Raw genomic sequence first — 1502 nt, 5'->3', positions numbered from 1 at the left:
AATCATTCACAAATCAAACGGACATCTTCGCTGATGAGACGACTCTCTATGATTCTTTGACACCTGAGGAACTCCCGGAGCGTGAAACAGAACTCGATGATCTCCACGATGCCCTCGCGCCTGTGGCGAGAAGCGCTTCCCCATATCATACGTTCGTCTATGGAAAGACTGGTCAAAAAAAGGTCGGTGTTACATACAAATTAGAGGATCTACGTTCGTTTGTCAAAGACAACTATATCATTCGGTATTCCTGTGCTAAGAGTGATGCAAGCTATCAGGTTGCCTCGAATCTTATCGCAGAACTGTCAACGAGAAGTTATTATGATACGACAAAAAGACAGTGTTTGATTTTCTCTGCGAGGGTCTACAAGCGCTTGGTGGAATCGTGACTGCTGTCTTTGATCTGACTGACTCAATTGAATAACTTATGAGTCGGACACTGAATAACACTCAAACCTATTGATATTTCTGTTCAGTAGATATTACTCATTCTGGAGTAGCTTGTTTTTTAATTCAATTGTAACAGAACCACCAGATAGTATTAAATAGTAATGATCTTAATTCAAATTCCACAAGACATGATCCAAATCGTTAGTTTCTGTTTTTGATCGGTCTCTGCACGTACCAGTCAGACCATCTCCACTCTAGTGCGCCCCATATCAATGATGTCAGAATAAAGGTAGACGATGTAACTAATCCATTTAGTGTAAATGGATATTTAGAAAGTAGGAACGATATAGTATTCACGACAACATCAGGCATCAAGCTCTCAACTCTTCCTAAAGTCGAGATTTTGGTATTTGACTCCGGTGGTGAAGACAAGTTTTCTCTAATTGCAGACTTACCGTTTTTACTCTCTGGTCCGGTACCTACTCGCTCCGCTTCATACGGTAGGGGAATTTCTTTTTCGTAAATAACACTATTTGATTCATCTATTTCGATCACTCTTCTATTGCGCGAGTCGGTTATCAGAGTATGTCCATTCGGCAAACGATCAGCGTCTCTTGGCCAATCTAAATTGGCGTTATATTCCCACGTTTCTTTCCAAGAGTTATTAACCCGTTGAAACTCAACGACCCTGTTTTGCTCACTATCTGCCACAATTATCGCAGGACCGCCATCTTCATCAGGAATGTAGTCTGGGTTATGTTGCTCATACAGTATTTTATTTCTGTCACCTGCCTCTTCTTCTTCGCCGAGAGTCCATGACTCATCCACGCCTGTTGTTTGATTTATGAATATCACTCTGTCTTGATTCCTCATGGATACCATGAGCCTTCCATCCGGCAATACTTCTACATCATTTAGATGAGTCCAATCCTGTGCAGAATCGTCGCCACTCTCCAGAGTAAAATGTTGGTCCGCCTGCCATTGCCATTCAATTATGTCTGTAGATGTATTAACGATGAAAACTCTATCTCTTGACATATCGGCAACAGCAAATTTGTCGTTATTAATATAATCAGCATCGTGCCATTGTGGGGCAGTTTCAGCGGGGATAG

General features: G+C 41.6%; 1 protein-coding gene and 1 pseudogene. One reads left to right on the top strand and one right to left on the bottom strand.

The features are described 5' to 3' along the window. Positions 1 to 389: pseudogene (locus tag J07HQW2_RS00100) on the top strand (hypothetical protein); the annotation flags it as partial. Between the two features lie 202 nt (positions 390 to 591). Here the strand turns inward: J07HQW2_RS00100 and J07HQW2_RS00095 are convergent. Then, a partial coding sequence (locus J07HQW2_RS00095; RefSeq protein ID WP_021053083.1) for an aryl-sulfate sulfotransferase occupies positions 592 to 1502 on the bottom strand: 911 nt, incomplete at its 5' end.

The organism is Haloquadratum walsbyi J07HQW2, assembly GCF_000415985.1.
Lineage (GTDB): Archaea > Halobacteriota > Halobacteria > Halobacteriales > Haloferacaceae > Haloquadratum > Haloquadratum walsbyi_B.
This window is presented reverse-complemented; position numbering and strand designations above follow the sequence as displayed.